This window comes from Kribbella sp. NPDC049584 (assembly GCF_040675555.1).
In the GTDB taxonomy this organism is placed as follows: Bacteria; Actinomycetota; Actinomycetes; order Propionibacteriales; family Kribbellaceae; genus Kribbella.
This window is the reverse complement of record NZ_JBFAPF010000013.1, coordinates 13,254-31,192: the sequence shown is the minus strand read 5'-3', so window position 1 is coordinate 31,192 and position 17,939 is coordinate 13,254. Positions and strand designations below refer to the sequence as shown.

Below are 17,939 nucleotides of genomic sequence, written 5' to 3'. Positions count from 1 at the left end.
AACCCAAGGGGGAACTCACCATGACCATGACCTACGCGCAGCCCCTGTCCCGGCGCTACACCCGCGCCCGCCTGGCGGTGCCCGCTCTGTGGCGGCAGGTGATCCGCTCCAACGACAAGACAGACGTGACCTCCGTGGCGGAGCCGGACCGGTCGGCGTACACGCAACTCGAGATCTACGACGGCGTACTGGCCGCGTTCGAGCGCCGGGACGAGGTCGCCGAGGTACTGCGGATGTCCGCCGACCGCGACACCGCCGTACGAACGCTCCGCGCGCAGTTCGGACTCAGCCAGCTGCAGGCGACCGCACTGCTCGATCTGCCGCTCACGACCGAGTGCCGGGACCGGATCGCGCACCGTGCCGAGGAGCTGCGCAACGCGCTCGGCCGCTGACCTCCGTCCCCCCGCGGCTCGCCGCGAAGCTGCGCTGTTTGCGTGCCGTGGGGAGGATGGAAGGGTGATTACGATCGAGCAGGCCGGACGACTGCGCAAGGCCGGGGTGCTGTGGGCACCTGCGGCAGGGGATCGTTTCGTCGTACCGGACCGGGACATGGACGACGACGTGTTCGTGGTGAGCGACATGACCGTCGAGGTGCACGACTACCAGGGCAGCAAGGTGATCGGCTTCAACGGCACCACCGAGTGGGCCCTGGACAGCATCGAGCAACGCGAGGTGATCTGGCTCCCGCGCGAGGAACAACTCCGCGCCCTCCTCGGCGACCACTTCCAATCCCTGGAGTCGGTCCCGGGCGGCTACCGCGTGACCTTGACCGAAAGCACCCACACCGCCGAGGACGCCGAACAGGCCTACGCACAGGCTGTCATCCACCTGCTGGGCGCTTAGGGCATGTCTCCCAATCCCTAGCCGAACGTGAAGACGTAGGCCTCGGCACCGGGCGCGAGGAACGTGAGCTCCAGCGTTCGCTTGCCGACTTCGCCTTGCCGGCGGAAGAGTTGGTAGAGCCGTCCGTCGTCGATGAGACCTTGTCCGTCGGCGGACACGTCGACTCCGTGTGATTCTCCGGGCGGCTGCCCGTCGATCAGTAGCCGGAACGGCACGGGCTCGGCTCCGCGGGCGAGTACGAGGTTGGCGTCGCGGGCATGGAAAGTGAAGGCGATCCGACCGCCTGCCTTCGTGAGCACCACCCGCTCCTGCTCGACCCTCCAGTCGCCGGCGAGCGCCTGGGATGCGACCCCGCCGCCCCTCCCGCTGCCGAGGTACGTCTCGGGTGTCTGCAGGTCGGCCCAGTCGGCGGCCGCCTCCACGCCGATGCCGGTGACGCTCACGGGTTCGCGGTCGATGCCGAGCAGCCGCTGGATCACTCGCTCGGACTGTGCGTAGCGCCCCTCGCCGAAATGGGTGTCACGGATCGAGCCGTTCCGATCGACGAAGTACAGAGCGGGCCAGTAGTGGTTGCTGAACGCACGCCAGACCTCGTACTCGTTGTCGATCACGATCCCGTACTCGATCCGCCGCTCCTCCGCTGCCCGGCGTACCCGCGCGACGTCGTGCTCGAACGTGAACTCGGGGGTGTGTACTCCGATCACGACGAGGCCGTCGTCCCGATAGGCCTGCGACCAGGCGCGAACGTACGGCAGTTGGCGCAGCCAGTTGATACAGGTGAACGTCCAGAAGTTCACCAGCACGACGCGCCCGCGCAACTCCTCGGGGCCGAGCGGCCTCGAGTCCAGCCACTCAGCTCGAGCGAGCGAGGGCATCGCGATCGGCGCATTCATGACCCACCCCGCCAGTACTGCTTCTTGTCCCGGTCCTTCACTGTATAGCCGAGGTTGGTGAGCTCGTTACGAAGTTCGCGGAGGTCGGCTTTGCCTTTGTCGCCCTGGTCGAACGCCTTCGCGCGGACCTTGAGGATGGCGTTGACCGCGGGTGGAAGCTCGGGGTCGTCCTCGATCCAGCGGCGGAACTCGGACTCGTGCGGGTCGCCGGCGTCGGACCACGGGTAGCCGTGGGCGCGGAAGGCGACCGGGATCTGCTTGGCCTCCGACTTCAGCTGGTCGTGCTTCTCGCGAGCCAGCTCCCGCGACGACGCGTCCTGCAGGACGATCTCCTTGCCGTCCAGGAACGCGACCGCGACCTTCTCCCGCGGCACCGTCACCGTCTTCTGGTTCTTCAGGAACTCGACCGACTGGTCGGTGATCGTCACCTTGAGAATGTCGTCGAGCGCCACCGCGGCCAGCAGTACGCCGGCGATCAGCCCGGCGAAGACGCAGATCGCGACGACCCACCAGCCGTTCCATTCCGCGATCAACTTCAAAACGCCCTGGAACGGCACCCACGCCCGCCCGGTTGCCCAGTCCGCGATCCGCGGCAGGAAGAACCCGAGCACCAGCCCGAGCAGCGGCAGCCCGCCGAACAGCATCACCTTGTCACCGGCCGAATGCCCGATCACGGTGCGCTGTGGCGTCCCAGTCGTCGACCCCATGAGCCGAACGTAGCGTGACGAAGGGAAACTTAAGTATCAACCGACGACAACCGAAGGAGCCAAGTGGCAGACGGCATCTGGTTGAGGTTCATCAGCGGTCCGGACATCGACGAGTTGGGGCTGACCCGGCTGGAGATCGTGGACGCGGTCGAGGACGCGGTCCGCGAGCACGGCGAGGGGCGTACGGCGTTCGAGCCGCGGGTGCACCTGACGCCGGACAACGGCGGCATCGGCCACTTCAACGTCCTCCGCGGCCACCTCGACCGGCTCGGTGAGCGCGGGATCAGCGGGGTGAAGGTGGTCGGCGACTTCGTCCCGAACTACCAGCAGGGCCTGCCGAGCGAACTCGCGATGGCGACGCTGTTCGACCCGACGACTGGTATGCCGCTCGCGGTTCTCGACGCGACGATGATCACCGCGGCCCGGACCGGCGCGATGACCACGGTCGGCGCTCGGCATCTCGCGCGGCGGGACAGCAAGATCCTCGCGCATGTCGGAGCGAGAGGTACGGCGTGGTGGAACGTGACGATGCTCGACGACCTCCTCGACCTCGACGAGATCCGGGTGACGTCGCGGCGGCCGGAGTCGCGGGAGAAGTTCGCTGCCGAGTTGTCGGCCGAGCTGTCCACGCCGGTCCGGGTGGTGGCGACCGCGGAGGAGGCGTTCGACGGGGCCGACATCCTGGTCGAGGCGACCCGCCTGACCGAGCCTGAGCCGCTCCTGCGGACGGCTGGGATCAAGCCGGGAGCCTTCGCCGTACCATACGGTACGGTATCCGCGGTCGAGCTGGATCTGCTCGACGTGATGGACAAGGTGGTCGTGGACGACTGGCGCGAGGCGCAGTCCGGGCGGTTCGGGGCGTTGCGGCGGCACGTGGACACCGGGCGGCTGTCGCCGGAGACGCTGTACGCCGAGATCGGCGAGATCGTCGCGGGGCGCAAACCCGGCCGTGAGAACGATGCCGAACGCAACCTTTTCTGGCATCGTGGGTTGTCGTTGCTCGATGTCGCGATCGCCCACCTGATCCTGCGGCGAGCCGAATCCGCCGACGTCGGCACGATGCTTCGCTTCCACTGATGATCAACGAACCCACAGAACTCGATCCCGCCGGACTCGAGCCGATCGAGCTGGCGCCCGCGCTGCTCGAGCGGATGGCCGCAGTTCGCGCTGCGGCTTTGCGCACTCTCGAGTCGGGGGATCCGGTGTATGGCGTCAACACCGGGATGGGCAACCTGAGCAAGGTCCGGCTGAGCGACGCCGAGCAGCGCGTCCACCAACGCAATCTCCTGCTGGGTCGGGCCGTTGGCGGGCCGCCCTGGTTGTCACCCGAGGAGTCGCGCGCGGTGCTGATCGGCCGCCTGAAGACCTTCCTCACCGGCGACTCAGCCGTGTCCGTCGGCCTGATCCAGCAATTGGTTGCCCTGATCAACAGCGGCTACACCCCCGCCATCCCCGCCGAGGGAGCCGGCTCCGCCGGCGAAATCATCCCCCTCGCCCACGCCGCCGGCCCCCTGGTAGGCATCGGCTGGCTCCTCGTCCCGCCGTTCCCCGCTGACTCGGGGAGTACCACCAGCACGGGCAGCATGGCTGCGGGCGACGCGAGCCCTGCGGACGACGCGGGTGAGTTGCGGTCTGCTGCTGGGTTGTTGCCGGCGTTTGAGCTGGGGCCGAAGGAAGGGATTGCCTTGCTTGCCGGTACGCCTGGGGCGGCTGGGAGGGCGGCGTTGGCGGTGGCGAAGGTGTGGTGGGTGGCGGATCGGCTGACTGCGGTCGCGGCTGGGGCTATTGCTGTGGTGGGAGCCAACCGGGATCCGTACGAGCCGGCCGCGGCGCGGGGAGACGACGTACTGGCAAGCGAGTTCGCGCGGCTTCGCCGGCTCGCTGGTCCCGAGCCAGAGCCGCGCAGCCTGCAGGCGCCGGTCTCGTTCCGGGTTGCGGGCCACGTGAACGCGCACCTGCGCCGGACCGCGCAGCAGCTGGACGACGCGGTCGACCGCGCATTCAAGGGCGTGTCCGATTCACCGGCGTACCTGGACGGCGACTTCGTCGGCACCGCGGGCTTTCACGGGATCGACCTCGCCGCGTACTGCGACCACGTGACAACCGCCCTGGCCCACGCCGCCGAGGTCTCAACGGCCCGACTGCACCGCCTGCTCGACCCCAACGCCACCGGCCTGACCGCCCAGCTCGCCCGCGAGCCAGGTCCGCAGGCCGGCCTCGTCGCGGTCCACAAGCGCGCCGTCGCCACCACTCACCAGCTCCGCCGCCTGACGTTGCCAACAGCAATCAGTACGGCGGAGACGTCCAACGGCCAGGAAGACGTGCAGACCTTCTCCTGGGAGGCGGTCGGCAACCTCGCCGAGGCGATCCGCCTCACCCGCGAAATCGTGGCCTGCGAGCTCCTCGCCGTACGCCAAGCGTTCGCGCTCTCCGGCAGAGCGATCCCACCCGGACTGCAGGATCTCATCCAGGCGGTCGACGACGTCGTGCCTCCGATCGACGCCGACCGCCCGTTCGGGGAGGACCTCACCCGCTTGCTGACCAACGTGCTCTAGCCGGCCGACGCGCCAACGCGGCTTGCAGCCGTGCGACCCAGGGGTTTTATCGAAAAAGTCAGCCCGACACGCGGATGACGCCGAGTCGCAAGTAGCCTGCATCGGGTCTGAGTCGTTGGCTTGGGTGCGCGCGCCTGCACGAAGAGCTGGAGGATTTTCGAGTGAAGCGGTTCGCGGTACCGCCTAACTGGCCGTCCCCGCCCCGTCGCAGCTGGGTCCCACCGAAGACGTGGCGGCCGGATCCGTCCTGGCCGCCCGCACCGGAGGGCTGGCACTTCTGGGTCGACGGCAAGGGCAACCCGGTCCGCGGGCCGATCGGGCAGTACGGCGGTCCGTCGCGGCGGGTCGTCTACGCCGGTGGCGCGGCGCTCGTCATGTTCCTCGGCGTCAACCTCTGGGCGGCGTCCGCGATCGGCCTGTTCGGCGGCGATTCGGACGACGCGGCCGTGAAGGTCATGGGCACTCAGTCCCCGTCGCCCACCGCCTCACCCAGCATGACGCCGGCAACTCCGGCCGTATCGCGACCGACGGTCACGCCGCCGCGGGTCCCGACGACGACTCCCGTGCCGACCCATGCACCGACGCAGCGGCCGACCCAACAGTCGACCCGGCGTCCGAGCAGCACCAAGACCACCGAGCGCACGCTGACGCCCGATCCGAAGCCGACGCGGACGACGACCAGCACGAAGACCCCGACGCCGACGCGCCCGACCAGCCTGCCGTCGACCCGCGAGGAGATCCTCCGGCAGTACTGCATCGATCACGGCTGGGACCCGTCGCTGTGCGACCCGAACCGCTGGGAAACGCCGCGGCATCCCTGATCGGGCCTTGACGATCGGCGTACGCCGGACGCATCCTTAACCACATGGTTCTGAAACCATCTGGTTCTGAAGTCGTGCTGACCGGCGTCTTCGCCGCGCTCGCCGACCCGACCCGCCGGGCGATCCTGACCCGGCTCAAGGACGGTGACGCGACCGTCGCGGAGCTCGCGGCGCCGTTCAGCATGTCGCAACCGGCCGTCTCCAAACACCTGAAGGTGCTCGAGCAGGCCGGACTGATCAGCCGCTCGCAGCGGGCGACCGCGCGGCTGAGCCACCTCGAGGCCGAGCCGCTCCGCGAGGCGGTCGGCTGGTTGATGGACTACCGCGCGTACTGGGCGGAGAGCTTCGACCGCCTCGACGATCTGCTCGACGACCTGAAGGAGCAATCGTGAAGATCGTCGCGGAGCCCGGCGTACCGCAGGTCGTCATCGTCCGGGAGTTCAACGCGCCGCGGGAGCTGCTGTTCCGCGCGTACACCGAGCCCGAGCTGGTGAAGCGCTGGCTCGGACCGGCCGACCTCGAACTGGTCGTGAACCAGCTCGATCCGCGGCACGGTGGCCGCTGGCGGTGGACGCACTACGACGGTGACGGCAAGGGCTATGTGTTCCACGGGCTGTACCACGGGGAGCCGACGCCGGAGCGGATCGTGCAGACGTACGAGTTCGACCAGGCGCCCGGCACCGTCTACCTGAACCTGATCACCTTCGACGAGGCCGATGGGGTCACCACGCTGACCCAGAACACGGTGTTCTTCGCGGTCGAGGATCGCGACCTGTACGTCGCCGGCGGGATGGAGCGCGGGATCCGCGCATCGATGCAGAAGCTCGACGACCTCGTCACCGAACTGGCCGAGGAGGCCCACTGATGATGCTCACCGACAAACACGCGATCGTGTACGGCGCGGCCGGACCGATCGGCAGCGCGGTCGCTCGCGCGTTCGCGGCCGAGGGTGCGACCGTGCATCTGGCCGGACGTACGGCGGAACGGCTGGAGCGGGTCGCCGACGAGATCCGCACCGCGGGCGGGACCGCCGACGTCGCCGTGGTCGACGCGCTCGACGAGAAGTCCGTGGAGGAACACGCCGACTCGCTAGGCCGGATCGACATCTCCTTCAACCTGATCGGCCACCAGCAGTTCTTCGGTACTCCGCTGGTCGACATGTCCCTCGCGGACTTCGAGCAGCCGATCACGACGATGGTCCGCACGTTCTATTTGACCTCTCGGGCGGCCGCGCGACGGATGATCCCGCAGGGCTCCGGCGTCATCCTGACCTTCGGCGGGTACGGCGACCCGGCCGCGAACCTCGGCGGTTTCCAGGTGGGCTTCGGTGCGGTCGAGGCGCTCCGCCGCGGTCTGGCGCTGGAGCTCGGGCCGCACGGGATTCGCGTGGTGACGTTGCAGACCAACGGCATCCCGGAGGCGGTCCCGGCCGACTTCCCCGAGAAGGCGGCTCGGGCGATCGCGAAACACACCGCCGACAGCACGATGCTCAAGCGCGCCGCGACCCTCTCCGACGTCGGTGCCCTCGCTGCGTTCGCGGCCTCTGATTTGGCCCGCTCCATTACCGGAACCGCGCTCAACCTCACGGCCGGCGCAGTCGTCAACTAACTCAGGAAGTCGATCACCTGCCCGCGCCCCTGCGCTGCTTGGAAGACGGGCCAGGCGATCGCAAGATCCTGCCAGGGCAGGCCGACAGGCGCGTACACGGTGACCTCGTCGCCGGTGCGACGCCCGGGAGCGACACCCGTCAGGACTTCGGTCAGCGTCGCGCTCACGGCATCGTGGGACAGTCCAACGTTGCCCAGGGCGCCCATTTGTACGGCGAGCGTCCGGTCGTCGACGACCACCCGCGCGGCGGACAACAGGTCTGCGGACAGCTCCACCTTGCCCGGTTCGTCGGCTCCCAATGTGGTGAGGTGAAGCCCGGGCCGCACGTCCGCCGCCGTCAGCAACGCTGCTCGGGACCAGGTAGCCAACACAACAACATCCGCGCCCTCAACCACCGCCCGCGGCGAGCTCACCACCCTGCCCGGAATCCCTTGCTGAGCAAGAAATCGAGTCGCCCGCTCAGGGGCGACGTCGTGCACGACAAGACGGCTGACTTCCCGCAGAACAGCCAGCCCCGCAACCACCATCCCAGCCTGAGCCCCCGCCCCAATCACCCCAACCACCCCACCCCTCGCCGCACCACCCCCGGTCGCGCCGACGCCGGGCGTGCCGATTCCCGCTGTGCCAGCCGCGGTTGTGCCCGCCCCGGTCGTGCCGGCCGCCACGGTGTCCGCGGCCGGTTCGGGCTGGGCGAGTAGGTCGGTTGCGAGGGCTGCGGCGAGGCCGGTTCGCCAGCTTGTGATGGTGGTTGAGTCGAGGATGGCTAGGAGTGAGCCGTCGGACAGATCGTGGAGGCAGACGATGCCGCGTAGGGCGGGGGAGGCGTCGGGGAACTTGGCGTTGACCTTGACGGTGTAGGCGGGGATGCCTGGGATCAGACCCGGGAGGAGAGTGGTCGCCGTGCCGGGCGCCGGGAGATCGGTGCGGATCCTCAGTGGCTCGATGTCGGCCGACTGCAGGAATCCGGCGCGCAGGGCCGCAAGGGCGGTGGATAAGTCGAGTGCCGCGAGGATGTCGGAGCGGGTGAGGAGGAGTGTCATCAGACGATGTTTCGTTCGGCGCGGTTTGCGGAGTGTGCGAAGCGGCGCGCGTCCAGCGGACTGATGTCGACGAAGGGCTTACGGCCGAGGTACAGGTCTCGGATGACCTCGCCGACGGCGGGTCCTTGGAGGAAGCCGTGGCCGGAGAAGCCGGTGGCGTAGAGGAAGCGGGAGACGTGGTCGGCCTCGCCGATCAGCGCGTTGTGGTCGGGGGTGATCTCGTACAGGCCGGCCCAGCCGCCGGTGAGGCCGACGTCCAGGAGCGACGGTGCGCGGCGCGCCATCACGTCGGTCAGGCGGGGGATCCAGGTATCCGTGCGGCTCAGCTGAAAGCCGGGCTGCTCGTCGGGATCGGACAGGCCGACCAACAGACCAGGACCCTCGCGGTGGAAATAGAACGTACTGCCGAAGTCGATCGTCATCGGAAGGTCCGCCGGGAGATCGGGAATCGCTTCGGTCACCACGATCTGCCGGCGGAGCGGGGTGACCGGCAACTCGACCCCGACCGACGCGGCAAGTCCCTCGGACCACGCCCCGGCCGCGCAGATCACCGTGCCCGTCCGGACGGTACCTCGACTGGTCCGCACCGCGGTCAGATGGTTGCCAACAGCATCGATCCCGACGACCTCGCAGCCGGTCAGCAGCGTCGCACCGAGACGGCGGGCCGCGGTCGCATACCCGAGTACGACGGATTCCGGCGTACAGTGACCGGCCGTCGGTGAGAAACACGCGCCGACCAATCCGTCGGGCGCGGCGATCGGCGCGAGCTCGACCGCTTCGTCGACCGAGATCATCCGCGTCGGTTGGCCGAGCGTGTTCTGCAGTTGTGTGCTCTCGCGGAACTGCTCCACCTGCTCGTCGGTGTCCAGCAGGAACAGATACCCGACCCGATGCAGATCGATCTCCTGGCCGGGCCGTTGGCCGAACGCAGCGAACGCCTCCAGACTCCTCGCCCCGAGCGCGATGTTCACGGAGTCGGAGAAGTTCGCCCGAACCCCACCCGCCGCCTTACACGTCGACCCGGAGCCGAGCTGATCCTTCTCCAGGAGCAGAACGCGCTCGACTCCGGCCTCGGCCAGATGGAACGCGATACTCGTCCCCATCACCCCGCCGCCGACGATCACCACGTCGGCGGACTCGGGCACCGTGGTCACGGGAGTTCGAAGGACAGGTCGGCCTCTACCGTCTGCGTGTCCATCTGGGCTTTCTGGAGTTTGCCGGAGTAGTCCCAGTTCATCGACTGCCAGCGGGTGAACTGGTCCAGCACCCAGATCCCGCTCTGCCGCGATCCGTTGCCCGACTTCCCGTTCCCGCCGAACGGCAGGTGCGCCTCCGCCCCGGAGGTCGAGTTGTTCACACTGACCATCCCGGCCGAGATCCCCTGCGCGAACCGGAACGCCTTGTTCGGGTCGGTCGTGTAGATCGAGCTCGACAGCCCGTACCCCGACTTGTTGCCCAGAGCAATCGCTTCGTCCAGCTCGGAGTACGGCGTGACGCCGACGATCGGCCCGAAGGTCTCGTTCAGGAACAGCGCGTCGTCCGGCTGTACGCCCGCGACGATCACCGGGTGATAGAACAATCCGTCCGACGGATCGCCGACGAACCCGGCCCGCGGATTGTCCGCGGTGACCCGACCGGTCCGCCCGAGCACCCGGTGATGCGGCTCGATCCACCCCAGCGATTTCTCGAACCCGGCCGCGAACTTCTCGTCCAGCAACGGTCCGAACAACACATCCTGCGCCGGATCACCCATCGCCGCCTCGCCGACGGCGAAAGCGAACCGGTCGAGGAACTCCTCGTGGACGGACCGATGCACGATCGCCGTACCGAGGGAGGTGCACCGCTGTCCCGCCGTGCCGAAGCCGGAGAAGAGAGCGCCCTCCACCGCCAGGTCGAGATCGGCGTCCTCGGTGATCACCATCGGGTTCTTGCCGCCGAGCTCGAGGCACGGCGTCTGCAGATGCCGGCCGCACAGCTCACCGATCCGCTCGCCGACGACGCTCGACCCGGTGAAACCGACCTTGTTGATCAGCCCCGCCTGCAGCGCCTGCTCGAGACCCGTGAACGTGTCCGAGCCGTCGGCGTACACGACGTTGAAGACCCCTGCCGGTACGCCGGAATGCGCGAAGATCTCGTAGAACGCGTCGGAAACCACCGCGGAGTACTCCGCCGGCTTCCACACGACCGTGTTGCCGCAGAGCAGGGCGGGCACGATGTACCAGGACGGGACCGCGACCGGGAAGTTGCCGGCCGTGATCACCGCGACTGTCCCGACCGGTCGGCGGAACGTGAACAGCTGCTTGTCCGGCATCTCGGACGGCACCGTCTGCCCATAGAGCCGCCGGCCCTCGCCGAGGAAGAAGTCGCAGGTGTCGATGATCTCCTGCACCTCGCCCAGCGCCTCACCCAACGGCTTCCCGATCTCGCGGGTGACGAGCGCGGCGAGCCGCTCCTTGTTGGCCCTCATCAGCCGGCCCACGTTCGAGATCAGCTGCCCGCGTTGCGGCGCCGGTGTCGCGGCCCACGCGGCCTGGGCGGAGTGCGCCACCGAGGCGGCCCGGACGAACACCTCCGGCCCGGCGCTACCGACCGTCCCGACGACCTCGCTCAACCGGGCAGGATTGGTCGACGGAGTACGCCGTACCGCGTCCGCCACCCGCTCGCCACCGACAACGGACAGCACCTCAACACCCATGCGGCATCCTCCTCAGTCTCGAGGATCCACCCTAAGCGGCACCCTGTTCTGCGGGTAGAGATCCGGAATCGGGATCGGCATCCGCCACAGGTGCGAGTCCGGGTGGATCATGCCGTGCCGGATGGCGACGTACCTGAGCAGGCGGAGCGGGCCGGCGATGAGGACGAACGCCAGCGGCAGCTCGACCAGCAGCGCGCTGAGCAGCGCCTGGGTGAGGTCGCCGCCGCGCTGGCTGGTCATCACGTCGAACCAGGCGTCGCAGATCAGCAGCACCCCGGTCGCGAACGCGGTCGGGAACACGAACTGCTTGCGCTTCCAGCCGGCCAGCGCGGTCAGCACCATCATCGCGAGGAGCAGGATGTCGAAGCCGACCCAGGTGGCGACCCAGTTCCGCGCCACGTAGTGACTCGGCAGGGTGATCGCCAGATACACCGTCCACGGGATCAGGGCGGCCGCGCAGACCAGCATCAGCACGGTCCGCCACTTGCGCAGGCGGTCCAGGGTTCGCCGGGACGGCAGTCCGCCCGGATGGGGCGCCAGCCGCAGGATCAGGTCCCGCCGCTCGGCAGGCGTCATCGCCGCGATCTCTTCGTCGGTGAGCTGCACATTTCGAGTATGCCTTGTGATTGCATTCACAAGCCAGTATTCTGGATCGGAAAGCAACTGTCGATATGACAGCGAGGTGTGGCCATGACCAAGCGCAGACCACCGGGTATGAGCAACCAGGAGTGGGTCGAGTCGCAGATCCAGCTGGCGCAGAACCAGGGCGAGTTCGACAATCTGCCCGGTGCCGGCAAGCCGCTGAAGCTGGCCGACGAGCATGATCCGGACTGGTGGGTCAAGGAGTTCCTGCACCGCGAGGACGTCGAGACCGAGGCGCTGCTGCCGCCGGCGATGCTGCTCCGCAAGGAGAAGCAGCAGGTGCACGAGAAGATCCGCGGCATGCGGCGCGAGTCCGAGGTCCGCGACTATCTCGCTGATCTGAACAAGCGGATCCGGCTCAGCATCCGCGACACCACCGGACCGGTCGTGCCGACGGGCCCGATCGACGAGGATGCGATCATCGCCCAGTGGCGGATGGATCGCCCCGCACCCGCTCCCCGGTCCAAGGTCGAGGAGCACCGGCCGGCCAGGAAGAAGTCGATCTGGCAGCGGCTGTTCAGCTGAGCATCGAGCGCGCCGCCGTCTCGATGGTCTGCTCGCTCAGCAGTACGTCGTGCGCCGCCGCGCCCAGCGGGACGTACGAGTCGTAGCTCGTGACCCGGGCCAGCCGGCCGGTGTAGCCGTGGTCGATCAGCGTGGCCAGGATGCCCTCGGACACACCGCCGGACCGCCGGGTCTCGTCCGCGACCAGGACGCGGCCCGTGATGGTTGCCTCGCGCAACAGATCCTCGACCGGCAGCGGCGCGAGCCAGCGCAGATCGAGGACGCGGACGCCGGGCACCCGGGCCGCCACCCGCAGACTCATCGGCACGCCGTTCCCGAACGTGACGATGGTCAGCTCGGTCCCGTCGCCGTACGTCCGGCCGCGCCCGATCGGCACGGGTTCATCGGGGTACGTCGACAGCCACCGCTCATCGCCGTCGTCGTACAGATCCCGGCGGTGGTAGAGCGCGATCGGCTCGAGGAACACGCTGACAGTGCCGGACGATCGCGCCGCCGCCGTACAGGCGTGCAGCATCGCCGCCGCGTCGTCCGGCCGTGATGGCGACGCGATGACGATGCCCGGGATGTCCCGCAGTACGCCGATCGCGTCGTCGTTGTGGAAGTGGCCGCCGAAGCCCTTCTGGTATCCGTACCCGGCGATCCGCAGCACCATCGGATTCGCGTACTGCTCCTGCGAGAAGAACTTCAGCGAGGCCGCTTCGCCGCGGAGCTGGTCCTCGGCGTTGTGCAGGTAGGCGAGGTACTGGATCTCGGGAATCGGCAGCAGCCCCGACACCCCCGCGCCGAGCGCCAGCCCGAGGATCGATTGCTCGTCGAGCAGCGTGTCGAACACGCGGGCGGGGCCGAAGACCTTCTGCAGTCCGCGGGTGACGCCGTACACGCCGCCCTTGCGGCCGACGTCCTCGCCGAAGACCATCGCCTCCGGGTACGACGCGAGCACGTCGCTCAGTGCACGATTGATCGACTGGCTCAGCGTCAACGGCTCGGTCGACGGAGTGGCCTGTGGCAAGGCCCCGGCGACAGCGTCCCGAGACGGGAACTGGAGCGGGGCCGCGACGGTCTCGGCGGACGAGAGCTGCGGGAGGCCGGCGACCTCGGCCGCGACCCGCAGCGCCTCGGCGTGCTTGTCCTCGTACAGCTCGACGATCTCGTCGGCGGTGTAGCCGGCGCCGAGCAGGTAGCGCGCGGTGCCGAGGAGCGGGTCGCGTTCCTCGTCCGCGGCCAGCTCGGCGGGAGAGCGGTACGCCGTCTCGACGTCGGAGCCCGCGTGGCCGAGCAGGCGGACCGTGCGCAGGCGAAGGAATGCCGGGCGCCGGTTGCGTCGTACGAAGGTCGCCGCCTCGGTGGCCATCGACAGGGCCGCGTCCAGGTCGGTGCCGTCCGCGTCGAAGTACCGCAGGCCCGGGCGGGAGCCGTACGCCTGCCGGATCCAGCCGTCCGGGGTACGCACGCTGATCCCGATCCCGTTGTCCTCACAGACGAGCAGCAACGGCATCGGCAGACCCTGGTACGACGCGTGCAGCGCAGCGTTGATCGCACCGGTCGCGGTCGAGTGGTTGGCGGACGCGTCGCCGAAGCTGGTCACCACGATCGAGTCGGCCGGCCACGGTGACGGTACGCCGAGCTTCGCCGACCGGTTCAGCGAGAACGCGACTCCCATCGCGCGCGGCAGGTGGGAAGCGATCGTCGACGTCTGCGGGATGATCGACAGCTCGTGCCGGCCGAACACCTTGTGCCGACCGCCCGCGATCGGCTCGCTGGTCGCCGCTGCGACGCCGAGCAGGATGTCGCGCAGTCCCTCCTTCGAGCCGCACTGGGCCGCGCGGGTCAGGTAGAAGGCGCCGGAGCGGTAGTGCAGCAGCGCGGGGTCGGTCGGCTCCAGGGCGGCGGCGACGGCCGCGTTGCCCTCGTGACCGGCCGAGCCGATCGTGTAGAAGCCGGTGCCCTGGGACTGCATCCAGCGGGCGGCGAGGTCCGCGTGCCGGCTGCCGAGCTGAGCGTCGTACAGACTGCGGAGCAGCTCTGCGTCGTGCTCCCACGGGGCCGGGGCGAGGCCGCGGACGCGTTCGGCGAAGGTCCTCATCTGAACATGATCCGTGATGACGGTCCGTGCCACAGCTCGGCCCACGGGTTGAACAGGTCACCTGGTTGGGGCCACGCTGAACGGGGAACGGTGCCGATGGCTCGTTCGTTCGTCGGGGGAGGGGGATCCGGCCTGTGGTGACGGTGAGTGAGTTGCGGTGATGCGTCGGTCTGCAGTGGTACGGCGAATGGGGGTCGCGGCGGGTCTCGGAGTCGGGACAGCCGGGGCGCTCTGCGGTGTGCTGCTGTTGGGTCCGCTGGCCGCATCGATCCTGCTGGCGGTGGTGTTCCTGCTCGTCTGGCCGCTCGCTGCGGTGGTTCGGCATGTGGCCGACGAAGCGTCGTACGGCTCCTCGGCGGTGATCGCGGCCGCGTGCTCGGCGGCAGTGCTGTGCTTGCCCGGGCTGGTGCGGCTGCTCGCCTGGGGCGCGCTCGGGATAGCGGCGGCGCTGATGCTTGCCGCCCTGTTCATCGTGATCGACCTCGTCGTGCCGGACCGGCCGCCGCGTCGGCGCCGGTCCCGGAAGCAACGCAAGCTGGAGCGCCTCACCGAGGCCCAGTTCGCCGACGACGAGCGTCTGATCGAGTCGCTGCAGTGCCCGCTGAGCATCGAGGAGCTCTGCGGCGTCTGGTCCGACACCGCGATGCAGCTCTCCCGAGGTGCCGGCCTCCGCGACCGGCAGGCCGTCGCCGAAGTACGCCGCATCTGCCTCGACGAGTTCGAACGCCGCAACCCGGAAGGCTTCCACCGCTGGCTCGACGCCGGCGCCCCGGCGAACCCGAGCCGCTACCTCCTCGGCAACTAAGCAGCCTTCTTCCGCGCCGCCTTCTTGCCAGTTGCCTGCTTGCCAGTTGCCTTCTTGCCGGCGGTGGTCTTCTTGCTCGCAGCCTTTTTCGTGGTGGTCTTCTTCGCGGCGGTCTTCTTGGTTCTCGAGCTGCGGTTCTTCCGGGCCTCCTCGACGCTGGCCCGCAGGGCGGCGACCAGATCGGTCGGGTTGGTGGCCTGGGGCTCCTCCTCGGAGTACACGACCTCCTTGCCCTGGTGCTTGGACTTGACCAGTTCCTTCACACGCTCGGTGTAGGTGTCCTTGTACGCGGCCGGCTTCCACTCGCCGCTCATGGCCTCGATCAGGTCGACCGCCATCGACAGCTGCTTGCCGGCGCCGGACTTCCGCGGCAACGAGCCGAGCTCCTCGTCCGGGTCACGGATCTCGTCGGCGAAGAACATCGTCTCGAGCACGAGCACCCGATCGTCGGCCCGGATCGTCGCCAGGTACTCCTTGCCGCGCATCACGAACTTCGCGATGCCGGCCCGGTTGGTCTTCGCCAGCGCATCCCGCAGCAGGGCGTACGACGAGGCGTTCTCGGAGTCCGACGGCGCCAGGTAGTAGCTCTTCTGGAAGTGCATCGGATCGATCTCGTCGAGGTCGACGAACGTGTCGATCTCCAGCGACCGCGACTTGCCCGGTGCGATGTCGTCCAGCTCGTCGGGCTCGACGATCACGTACTCGCCGCCGCCGACGTCGTGTCCCTTCACGATCTTCTCGAACGGGACCTCGCGGCCGGTGCGCTCGTTCACCCGCTTGTACCGGATCCGGTCCGACGTCCCCTTCTGGAACTGGTGGAAGTCGATCTCGTGCTCCTGGGTCGCGCTGTAGAGCCCGACCGGAACCGAGACCAGTCCGAAGTTGATGTACCCGCTCCAGATCGCCCGTGCCATCGACGGCTCCTCTCCGCGTCGGCCCGGCCGGTACCCAGTTCAGAGCCGGTTGTACCGTTTCCGCGCCTCGCGGCTCTCCTTCTGGGCCTCCCGGGCGGTACGCCGGGCCTCGTCGAGGTCGGCGCCCAGGCGGTGGACGAGGGCCTGCGCCTCGGCGAGCGCCTCGCGGGCGTTGTCGAGCTGGGTGTCGAGGTCCTCGACCTTCGCTTCGGCCTCCTGTGCCGCCGCGACCGCCTCCTCGAACACCTGCCTGGCCTTGGCCCGCTCGGCGGCCTCGCGCTCCTTCTCTTCCTGTGCGGCCGCGGCCTTCTCCTGGGCGGCGTCCGTCTCGGCCTGCTGGGTCTTGCGGCGGTCGCGGGCGGCCTGGCGGCGTTCGTCGGTCAGCGGAGTGACGTTGGACGGTTCGCCGTTCTCGTCGACGACGCCGAAGCCGACGTGCCGGAGTGCGCTGCTCAGTCGGCCCTCGCGGACGGCATCGCCCGCGGCCGGGTCGACCAGCGCAGCGTCGAGCGTCTCGCGCAGCTTCTGGCCGACGTCCGCGCTGATCTTCTGGCCGTCCTCGGCCGCCAGCCGAGCAGCCTCCTTGGCCAGCTTGTCCAGCAGTTCGTGACGCTTCGGCGTCAGTTCCCGCAGCCGGTCGCCGTCGAGGTCGGCGGTCGCCTCGCGGAACTCGTCCCCGAGCGCCAGCAGGTCGTCCAGCTCGTCCGGCGCCTTGCGGGCGACCAGGTTCGTCACCCAGGCCGCAACGGTCGGCTTGCGCATCGCCTTCAGCCGCGTCGACCCGACCGGGTCGCCGTCGGCCTTCAGCTGCTTCGCGAGCTGGTTGCGAGTAGCAATGAAGTCGGCCGCCGGGGCCGCATACAGCGCATCCGCCGCCTCCTCGAAGTCCACGGAAGCGACGCTACCGCACCGACCTCGACTTACTGCCCGTTCGCCGGTACGCCGCTGGCCAGCTCGCCCCGGAGCTTCTCCAGGATCCCGCGGAGGAGACGGGACACCTGCATCTGGCTGACCCCGAGCTCCTGGCCGATCTCCTCCTGCGTGAACCCGTTGCAGAACCGCAGCTGGAGGATGTGCTTGTCCCGATCGCCCAGGCACGAGACCGCGGGCGTGAGGGTGTGCACGTCCTCGACCAGGTCGTAGCCGTCCTCGGCGTTGGCGACCGTCTCGATCAGGCTCGTCCCGCCCTCCGGCGCCCCCGGGGCGTCGAGTGAGAGCGTGCTGAAGCAGCCGCGGACCGACGCGGCCTCGGCGACCTCGGCCGGATCCGTGCCCAGCGCCGCCGCGGTCTCCTCGTCGCTCGGCACGTGACCGAGGCGCTGGATCAGCTCCGGCTCCGCCGCGGCGATGCTGCCCTGCATCTCCTGCACCCGACGCGGCGGCCGGATCGTCCAGGCGCAGTCGCGGAAGTAGCGCTTCAGCTCGCCCCGGATCGTGGGTACGGCGTACGACAGGAAGGGTGTGGCGGCGTCCACGCGGTATCCGTTGGCGGCCTTCACCAGGCCCAGGTAAGCGACCTGCTCGAGGTCGTCGGAGTCGACGCCTTTGCTGCGGTAGCGGGAAGCGATCGATCTCGCGACCGGGGCGTTCAGCAGAACGACCTCGTCAAGACAAGCCTGGCGCCGGGGCTCGGGGGCGCCATCCGCCTCGAGCAGAAGCTCATGGGTGGCATCGGCAATGGTCTGCTTGCAATCTTCGACGTTGACAGCTGCGATCGTCACGGGAGAAACCTCGTCGTGTCGTCGTACATGTCCGGTGGCAAGGGGCTGAACCACTGACCTCCACCAGATCAAAATCGGCCGGAGCTT

General features: G+C 68.9%; 20 protein-coding genes. 10 read left to right on the top strand and 10 right to left on the bottom strand.

What is annotated here, in order from left to right; genetic code table 11:
* The first annotated feature begins 20 nt into the window (after nt 1–20).
* Both AB0J62_RS34245 and AB0J62_RS34240 read left to right on the top strand, forming a co-directional pair.
* Complete coding sequence (locus tag AB0J62_RS34245) at nt 21–392, top strand: hypothetical protein (RefSeq protein WP_363880284.1); 372 nt, start codon at nt 21–23, stop codon at nt 390–392.
* A 64-nt stretch (nt 393–456) separates the two neighbouring features.
* Nucleotides 457–843: a pilus assembly protein CpaE gene (locus AB0J62_RS34240; RefSeq protein WP_363880281.1), complete on the top strand. Its 387-nt coding sequence runs from the start codon at nt 457–459 to the stop codon at nt 841–843.
* 17 nt (nt 844–860) lie between these two features.
* Here the strand turns inward: AB0J62_RS34240 and AB0J62_RS34235 are convergent, their stop codons facing one another.
* Nucleotides 861–1,736, bottom strand: coding sequence for a redoxin domain-containing protein (locus tag AB0J62_RS34235; protein ID WP_363880278.1), 876 nt, complete (start codon nt 1,734–1,736; stop codon nt 861–863).
* The gene (locus tag AB0J62_RS34230; RefSeq protein WP_363880275.1) at nt 1,733–2,443 is read right to left on the bottom strand and encodes a hypothetical protein; all 711 of its coding nucleotides are present in this window, start codon (nt 2,441–2,443) and stop codon (nt 1,733–1,735) included. Before AB0J62_RS34230 ends, AB0J62_RS34235 begins: the two co-directional genes overlap by 4 nt.
* Nucleotides 2,444–2,506: 63 nt before the next feature.
* On the opposite strand from AB0J62_RS34230, the gene AB0J62_RS34225 reads away from it, so the two are divergent.
* The 6 genes from AB0J62_RS34225 (at nt 2,507) to AB0J62_RS34200 (ending at nt 7,427) form a co-directional block, all read left to right on the top strand.
* Entirely contained in the window at nt 2,507–3,520 is a 1,014-nt protein-coding gene (locus tag AB0J62_RS34225; protein ID WP_363880272.1) for an ornithine cyclodeaminase family protein, read from the top strand.
* Entirely contained in the window at nt 3,520–4,998 is a 1,479-nt protein-coding gene (locus tag AB0J62_RS34220) for an aromatic amino acid lyase (RefSeq protein WP_363880269.1), read from the top strand. The genes AB0J62_RS34225 and AB0J62_RS34220 overlap by 1 nt, the downstream gene beginning before the upstream one ends.
* Nucleotides 4,999–5,159: 161 nt before the next feature.
* A complete protein-coding gene (locus AB0J62_RS34215) occupies nt 5,160–5,819 on the top strand; it encodes a hypothetical protein (protein ID WP_363880266.1) in 660 nt (219 codons plus the stop codon).
* A 44-nt stretch (nt 5,820–5,863) separates the two neighbouring features.
* Nucleotides 5,864–6,211, top strand: a complete 348-nt coding sequence (locus AB0J62_RS34210; RefSeq protein ID WP_363880263.1) for a metalloregulator ArsR/SmtB family transcription factor — start codon at nt 5,864–5,866, stop codon at nt 6,209–6,211.
* Nucleotides 6,208–6,684, top strand: a complete 477-nt coding sequence (locus tag AB0J62_RS34205) for an SRPBCC family protein (protein WP_363880260.1) — start codon at nt 6,208–6,210, stop codon at nt 6,682–6,684. Before AB0J62_RS34210 ends, AB0J62_RS34205 begins: the two co-directional genes overlap by 4 nt.
* A complete protein-coding gene (locus AB0J62_RS34200; RefSeq protein ID WP_363880257.1) occupies nt 6,684–7,427 on the top strand; it encodes an SDR family oxidoreductase in 744 nt (247 codons plus the stop codon). Before AB0J62_RS34205 ends, AB0J62_RS34200 begins: the two co-directional genes overlap by 1 nt.
* On the opposite strand, the gene AB0J62_RS34195 is transcribed toward AB0J62_RS34200, so the two are convergent.
* The 4 genes from AB0J62_RS34195 to AB0J62_RS34180 are packed head-to-tail and all read right to left on the bottom strand — an operon-like array spanning nt 7,424 to nt 11,768.
* A complete protein-coding gene (locus AB0J62_RS34195) occupies nt 7,424–8,467 on the bottom strand; it encodes an ornithine cyclodeaminase family protein (protein WP_363880254.1) in 1,044 nt (347 codons plus the stop codon). The genes AB0J62_RS34200 and AB0J62_RS34195 overlap by 4 nt on opposite strands.
* Nucleotides 8,467–9,612 (bottom strand): FAD-binding oxidoreductase, encoded by a 1,146-nt coding sequence (locus AB0J62_RS34190; protein ID WP_363880251.1) that lies wholly within the window; start codon nt 9,610–9,612, stop codon nt 8,467–8,469. Before AB0J62_RS34190 ends, AB0J62_RS34195 begins: the two co-directional genes overlap by 1 nt.
* Nucleotides 9,613–9,617: 5 nt before the next feature.
* Complete coding sequence (locus AB0J62_RS34185; RefSeq protein ID WP_363880248.1) at nt 9,618–11,162, bottom strand: aldehyde dehydrogenase family protein; 1,545 nt, start codon at nt 11,160–11,162, stop codon at nt 9,618–9,620.
* Between the two features lie 12 nt (nt 11,163–11,174).
* Nucleotides 11,175–11,768 carry a hypothetical protein gene (locus AB0J62_RS34180; protein WP_363880245.1) on the bottom strand — a complete coding sequence of 198 codons (594 nt, stop codon included), beginning with the start codon at nt 11,766–11,768 and terminating at the stop codon, nt 11,175–11,177.
* An 84-nt stretch (nt 11,769–11,852) separates the two neighbouring features.
* On the opposite strand from AB0J62_RS34180, the gene AB0J62_RS34175 reads away from it, so the two are divergent.
* Nucleotides 11,853–12,329, top strand: coding sequence for a DUF1992 domain-containing protein (locus AB0J62_RS34175; protein WP_363880242.1), 477 nt, complete (start codon nt 11,853–11,855; stop codon nt 12,327–12,329).
* On the opposite strand, the gene AB0J62_RS34170 is transcribed toward AB0J62_RS34175, so the two are convergent.
* Complete coding sequence (locus AB0J62_RS34170; RefSeq protein WP_363880239.1) at nt 12,322–14,412, bottom strand: thiamine pyrophosphate-dependent enzyme; 2,091 nt, start codon at nt 14,410–14,412, stop codon at nt 12,322–12,324. The genes AB0J62_RS34175 and AB0J62_RS34170 overlap by 8 nt on opposite strands.
* A 187-nt stretch (nt 14,413–14,599) precedes the next feature.
* Between AB0J62_RS34170 and AB0J62_RS34165 the strand changes: the two genes are divergently transcribed.
* A complete protein-coding gene (locus AB0J62_RS34165; protein ID WP_363880236.1) occupies nt 14,600–15,217 on the top strand; it encodes a hypothetical protein in 618 nt (205 codons plus the stop codon).
* Here AB0J62_RS34165 and AB0J62_RS34160 read toward each other — a convergent pair.
* From AB0J62_RS34160 to AB0J62_RS34150, 3 genes are read right to left on the bottom strand one after another with little or no spacing between them, the layout of a single operon-like run.
* Nucleotides 15,214–16,131: a Ku protein gene (locus AB0J62_RS34160; RefSeq protein WP_363880233.1), complete on the bottom strand. Its 918-nt coding sequence runs from the start codon at nt 16,129–16,131 to the stop codon at nt 15,214–15,216. The genes AB0J62_RS34165 and AB0J62_RS34160 overlap by 4 nt on opposite strands.
* A 39-nt stretch (nt 16,132–16,170) precedes the next feature.
* The gene (locus AB0J62_RS34155) at nt 16,171–17,022 is read right to left on the bottom strand and encodes a hypothetical protein (protein WP_363880230.1); all 852 of its coding nucleotides are present in this window, start codon (nt 17,020–17,022) and stop codon (nt 16,171–16,173) included.
* Nucleotides 17,023–17,051: 29 nt separating this feature from the next.
* Nucleotides 17,052–17,852, bottom strand: coding sequence for a sigma-70 family RNA polymerase sigma factor (locus tag AB0J62_RS34150; protein ID WP_363880228.1), 801 nt, complete (start codon nt 17,850–17,852; stop codon nt 17,052–17,054).
* Nucleotides 17,853–17,939 lie beyond the last annotated feature (87 nt).

Bases quoted from the DNA above. Each gene is read 5' to 3' on its own strand.
- AB0J62_RS34245 (WP_363880284.1), top strand. From the start codon at position 21: ATGACCATGACCTACGCGCAGCCCCTGTCCCGGCGCTACACCCGCGCC.
- AB0J62_RS34170 (WP_363880239.1), bottom strand. From the start codon at position 14,412: ATGAGGACCTTCGCCGAACGCGTCCGCGGCCTCGCCCCGGCCCCGTGG.
- AB0J62_RS34210 (WP_363880263.1), top strand. From the start codon at position 5,864: ATGGTTCTGAAACCATCTGGTTCTGAAGTCGTGCTGACCGGCGTCTTC.
- AB0J62_RS34230 (WP_363880275.1), bottom strand. From the start codon at position 2,443: ATGGGGTCGACGACTGGGACGCCACAGCGCACCGTGATCGGGCATTCG.
- AB0J62_RS34175 (WP_363880242.1), top strand. From the start codon at position 11,853: ATGACCAAGCGCAGACCACCGGGTATGAGCAACCAGGAGTGGGTCGAG.
- AB0J62_RS34185 (WP_363880248.1), bottom strand. From the start codon at position 11,162: ATGGGTGTTGAGGTGCTGTCCGTTGTCGGTGGCGAGCGGGTGGCGGAC.
- AB0J62_RS34235 (WP_363880278.1), bottom strand. From the start codon at position 1,736: ATGAATGCGCCGATCGCGATGCCCTCGCTCGCTCGAGCTGAGTGGCTG.
- AB0J62_RS34195 (WP_363880254.1), bottom strand. From the start codon at position 8,467: ATGACACTCCTCCTCACCCGCTCCGACATCCTCGCGGCACTCGACTTA.
- AB0J62_RS34200 (WP_363880257.1), top strand. From the start codon at position 6,684: ATGATGCTCACCGACAAACACGCGATCGTGTACGGCGCGGCCGGACCG.
- AB0J62_RS34160 (WP_363880233.1), bottom strand. From the start codon at position 16,131: ATGGCACGGGCGATCTGGAGCGGGTACATCAACTTCGGACTGGTCTCG.
- AB0J62_RS34220 (WP_363880269.1), top strand. From the start codon at position 3,520: ATGATCAACGAACCCACAGAACTCGATCCCGCCGGACTCGAGCCGATC.
- AB0J62_RS34165 (WP_363880236.1), top strand. From the start codon at position 14,600: ATGGGGGTCGCGGCGGGTCTCGGAGTCGGGACAGCCGGGGCGCTCTGC.